The following is a 4,914-nucleotide window of genomic DNA, read 5'->3' on the forward strand; positions in this document are numbered from 1 at the left end:
TAAAAATAGTATATTGTAACAATATCCAAAGTCCTATGGTTACTGGAATACTAAAAAAATACATCCTTCTTCCTGATTTAAACTATACAGATCAACAAATGAGGCACATAATAATCCATGAATTACAACATATTAAAAATTTTGATATTTATATTGAATTATTATTAGAAATATTGGTGATAACATATTGGTGGTTTCCGCCAATATATTTACTGAAAAGGCAAGTTGAATTAATAACTGAAATGAGAGTGGATAAACAAGTGATGGATCTGCTTGATCCTAATGAGTATATGGATTACATTGAAACACTTATTTTTGTTAAACGTGCTGTTTTAACTACTGAAGATGATTTTTATCCTGATAACATAGTACATCTCCCACTTGTAAAAAAAATAAAAACATGTTAACAAAACGAACGTATAATATTCTTGGGGATATTGATTATAAAAAAACAAGCTTGCTTTCTTATCTTCCTTTAGCAGCTGCGTTCATCTTATTGCCATTTATTATATTTGAGCCTTATTATATTCAAAACGAGCAACTAGCTCATACCGTAGAAATTAAAGATTACCAAAATTCATATATTGAGATTGTTAATGGAAAACATTATCTCATAGTGGAAGGCAAAAAAATTGGTGAAATTGAAGATCCAAACGATAGTGCGCTTAAAGGAATAAACATAGTAGAAAAGGATGAAAAAAAGTAAAATGTTGTTATTCATTTTAGGTATAATAGGTTCAACTTTGGTTTCTACTAGTACAGTGTCAGCTGATGAAAGTCAACCGCTTACTCTCTAGAATATTGAGAATGAAACCACAACTATTAATGAAAATAGTACTCGTACAAAAAAAAGCAGATATCATTGATTGGCGATTCAGAGGATATAAAGGCAAAGTTCAAAAAAGAAAATTCAATTATTCTAAAAATAAATGGGCGGCAAATGGGAATACGTTTAATCTTGTGAAAGCCAAACGTATTTAATTATTAAGGCAGTATAAAAATATTGACAATTCTTCTGGGTACGCTATAATTATTTTTATAAGAAAGAATCGTTACTTATAAAAAATTGAACGGTCTAGCTACAACGTTATTACTATCAATTACTTTGGGAACTATTTCTTCATCTGTTGTCACTTTTGCAAATGGACTTGAAAATTCCTCTTCAGTCTCTTTGTGGGCTATTGAAGAAGAAAACAATGCCGTTTATGATCCTAAAACTGATGAAGTAACAACGATGGTTCAGTTGACAGATGAAGGTTTGATAATTAATGAAGAAGATAGATTTCTTATCTTTTAGTAATCAATTAGTGGAGTTGTATTCCAAAAATATAGATGAATATAGTGATGAGTCTTTTTCTTTAGGATATATCATAAAAGATTTAGATTCATTTGTATTATTCATGTCTATTAGCGAAGTTGGAACTCTGGATAGTATCCAGATTAGAAGCAAAAAGTATATATCAAAAATTGTTAAAAATACTGAATATACTAAAATGTATGATTTCTTTGTTACCTATACTAAAAAAAATGAAATATTTGATGGGTTTTCATTAAAATCTTCAATCAATTTGGAAGAGATTGAGACTATTGAAAACATACTAAGTAGTTCTTTAATGCTCAAAAGAACAGTTTCTATAATAACCTCAGAAGATGGGAGTATATTAACAGGAAAAATTGTTTTATTAGATGCCAATAATATAGTTATTTCTTTACTGAATTATGAAAGTATTTCCATAGACAATAAAGAATCAATTAACTTAAATAGTATTATATGCATTGATATAGTAAGCGTTGAAAATTTTTTATATGACAAGTATATAGAGGCAAAAAGCATTGAATAGCTTAAAATATTTTGTGTAAATGGAAGTTTAGGATAGAAGAAAAAAAAGTCCATTCTGTAATATGGAAAAGAATAGGAACAAAGCATTAATCACATTGGCGGCTATGACTTTATCAATTATGTGGTCCAGCGGTAATGCTCAAGCAGCGGGGTGCTCTAATTGGTACCTTAAATCAAAAGGAACTGCAAGATGCACTAACAAATTATGTCCAGGAGGATTTAAGCGGAGAGAACGAACTGATACATATATACGCAGATGTGTTAGAGATGATGGCACGGTATATAGTGAACCTCAAACTAGAACAGTGTTTCTTGGTTGCAGTTGTACTTAAGATTAAATGAAATGTGGATATACAATAGTATTGACAATTCATTTCTAATTTCATCAGTTCAAGAGTGAAGTGCAGGAAATGTGGTTGCAGAATCCTGCACTTTTTCTTTGCAAAATGTAAGCAAAGAGTTTTTAAAGGAGGAAAAATGAAAAAAAGCATTGTATTGAGTGTTTTTTGTCTAACTCTGTGCATCACTGTCACAGGCTGTAAAAAAACTGAGAACCAGAAACTAGTAAAAGATTCGCAAAAAGAAGTTCTGCAAATCTACGATATGAACGATAAGCTATTTGACGCAGAAAATCATGCGCTTGCCACACTGACCGATGTGTACACCTCTGACTATACAGTGGAAGATTGGGTTGTCACTGATGTCAAGGAACCAGCTGGAATTGTCTGCAAAGACAATGAGGTGATTATTTCTGACAGGAAAAATGATTGCCTGATAAAAGCTGATTATGCTGGCAATGTCCTTAAAAAAATCGGACAAACCGGCAGCGGTAAAAGTGAATTTCTGTCACCTGGTGCTATCGCAGAGTATGATAATGAAGTGTATGTCATTGATCAGGGGAATAATCGAGTGCAAGTATTCGATACGGATTTATCATATGTGAGAGAAGTAAAATTAAAGGATAAAAGGAAGAGTGATCCTTCCTTTAAACCGGAACAAATTTCAGTGAATCATGAAGGGTTATATGTCACAAGTCTCGAATTAAGTGGCAAAGGATCTGTCGACAAATACACGGATGGTCAATCGAAAGAGGTAGGTAAAAATTTTATCGGCACATCGGCTGGTTATGACAACAATATCTACTTAATCAATTCAATGGTTCGCTATTACGATAAAAAAGAGGATACTTTCGGTGCAGATTCTAGTGGACCGGAATGGCTGATGAAAATCAAAAACGATACTATTGAAAAAGTATGCGAGCTGCCTCAAGGACTCTATATCACAGACTTTACATTGGATGACAAGGGGATCGTTTGCCTTTCTGGATCAGGAGAGGGCGTGTATCGCTTGAACTGGCAAGGAGACTACGTTGAAACATTTGCTTACATCAAGGGCCTGAACGATGAACTAGTCCCACAACTGTCAGTCACGAAGGAGCAAGAGTACTACATCGCAATGTCAGAGGCCGGAAAAATAGTAAAATGCTATAAAAGCAATTGATGGAACAACTGGCGTTTCGGCCAAAGTTGGCTCGAGTGTCTCTAATGAGACTGCAGCGCCTGTTGTTTCTTTACGGGAGAAAAAAATGACAAAAATCAGCTATTTATTTTATCAAGCATTTCTCAAGGTGAGCTATCAAAAGAAGAGATACATCTTATATGTCATTTCGTTTTACATCGGCTTGCTGCTGCCTGCCTTTTGTATAGCGAATATCCGCTCGGTCGATCAAGTGATTCACGCCACGACGTTTGCCGGTATGGAGCAGACCGTTCAGGTCGGCTGGTTCAGCCAAAACTTTGACTTGATCCAACTGGATAATCAAACGGACTATTCAATCAGTGCCGCTTACGAAGAAGACATGTCGGATTGGGATCATGAGTATGTCCCGATAACCGGGATTGATGAGCATTATTTTTATCCGCCTCCTGAAGTGCGGGGGCGGTATTTCAGCAAGAGCGAATTACAAAAGGGAAAACCTGTCTGCCTGTTGAATCAGCGGCATGCCGAGATGTTTGGTTATGACATCGGCGATACGCTGGCGCTTCGTGGAACAACGTGTGAAATCATCGGAATCATGACAGATAAAAAAGCGTCAGGCATCTTCATGCCTTATCGCACAATGGCAGGCATCTACCAGCACAACGTGGAGATACAATTTACAGGGACATTCCGTCCGGCTGATGTTGCTGACAAGGAGCAGCTAGTCACGGTTGTGACCGACCAGATACAAAGCAATGATAAGGATGCGGAAATCTTATTCACGACAGACGGTGCAGAACTCTACTACAATGCGCTGGCCACCAAACGAGACTGGCGTGTGGTCCGGAGTCTGGTTGCCGTCGTCGCGATCCTGTTCTTTTTACTCAATGAAACGATCGTTCTCAAAGCAAAAGCAGAAAAAGAACAACAGACGATTGCGGTGAACCGGGCGCTGGGAGCCACTGAGCGTGACATCAGATTGTTTTGGTTTTTTGAAACATTCTTGATTACATTTCTAGCAGCCGGCTTAGTTTTGCTGACACTGTTGCCAATAGCAAAATTGGCGTCTATAGAAAGTGCCATCGTTTTAGATACGAGTGTAGCCGGTGTTTTTCTAGTATTGGCCCTTTTGACGTGTGAGCTGTTGACGTGGGGATCTGTGCGGACGATCAGGAAAAAACCAATAGCCGCAATGATGAAAACGAGGGATTCATGATGGGATATATCATTAGCAAAGTATTTCGGTCACTGTATTGGAACAGGTGGATCTCGCTTTTATTGCTGGCCGAGATCATGTTGGGTATGAGCGTCTTTGTCTATTCCACCAATCTTTATTATGCCATAACCAATGAAGAAGCAGCAGTTAAGGTGCAGGAAACAGACCTGTTGCTGCAAATCACAACGAGAGATGAAAGTCTCGCTTCAAATGAGCCGGCTGTGACGTTGGCAGATTACCAAAAGATTCAACGTAAGCGCCTGATAAAACAGTACCTACAAACCAAATAGCCTGACCTTTATACTAGAGTCAGACTATTTACTGTTTATCAAAAGTATATGTTGCCCGGCAAAGTTGTTGAACTTCCTCTGCCCAAGGT

8 protein-coding genes are annotated in these 4,914 nt (G+C 36.9%); all 8 read left to right on the forward strand.

The genetic code is table 11. From position 1 onward, the window contains the following. Positions 1–407 (forward strand): M56 family metallopeptidase (locus tag CBF27_RS13840; RefSeq protein ID WP_148112313.1); only part of this gene is annotated, 407 nt, incomplete at its 5' end. Then, positions 401–706: a hypothetical protein gene (locus tag CBF27_RS13845; RefSeq protein ID WP_126815289.1), complete on the forward strand. Its 306-nt coding sequence runs from the start codon at positions 401–403 to the stop codon at positions 704–706. The genes CBF27_RS13840 and CBF27_RS13845, both read left to right, overlap by 7 nt. Before the next feature lie 65 nt (positions 707–771). After that, positions 772–981: a hypothetical protein gene (locus CBF27_RS14225; protein ID WP_211334677.1), complete on the forward strand. Its 210-nt coding sequence runs from the start codon at positions 772–774 to the stop codon at positions 979–981. Between the two features lie 85 nt (positions 982–1,066). Continuing rightward, positions 1,067–1,297, forward strand: a complete 231-nt coding sequence (locus CBF27_RS14060) for a hypothetical protein (RefSeq protein WP_211334678.1) — start codon at positions 1,067–1,069, stop codon at positions 1,295–1,297. After that, positions 1,269–1,841 carry a hypothetical protein gene (locus CBF27_RS13850; protein ID WP_126815290.1) on the forward strand — a complete coding sequence of 191 codons (573 nt, stop codon included), beginning with the start codon at positions 1,269–1,271 and terminating at the stop codon, positions 1,839–1,841. Before CBF27_RS14060 ends, CBF27_RS13850 begins: the two co-directional genes overlap by 29 nt. Before the next feature lie 476 nt (positions 1,842–2,317). Continuing rightward, positions 2,318–3,340 (forward strand): 6-bladed beta-propeller, encoded by a 1,023-nt coding sequence (locus tag CBF27_RS13855; protein ID WP_126815291.1) that lies wholly within the window; start codon positions 2,318–2,320, stop codon positions 3,338–3,340. A gap of 85 nt (positions 3,341–3,425) precedes the next feature. Beyond that, positions 3,426–4,535, forward strand: a complete 1,110-nt coding sequence (locus CBF27_RS13860) for an ABC transporter permease (RefSeq protein WP_126815292.1) — start codon at positions 3,426–3,428, stop codon at positions 4,533–4,535. A gap of 77 nt (positions 4,536–4,612) precedes the next feature. Next, positions 4,613–4,825, forward strand: a complete 213-nt coding sequence (locus tag CBF27_RS13865) for a hypothetical protein (RefSeq protein WP_148112315.1) — start codon at positions 4,613–4,615, stop codon at positions 4,823–4,825. Positions 4,826–4,914 lie beyond the last annotated feature (89 nt).

It is taken from the genome of Vagococcus acidifermentans (genome assembly GCF_003987655.1).
GTDB classification, from domain to species: domain Bacteria; phylum Bacillota; class Bacilli; order Lactobacillales; family Vagococcaceae; genus Vagococcus_B; species Vagococcus_B acidifermentans.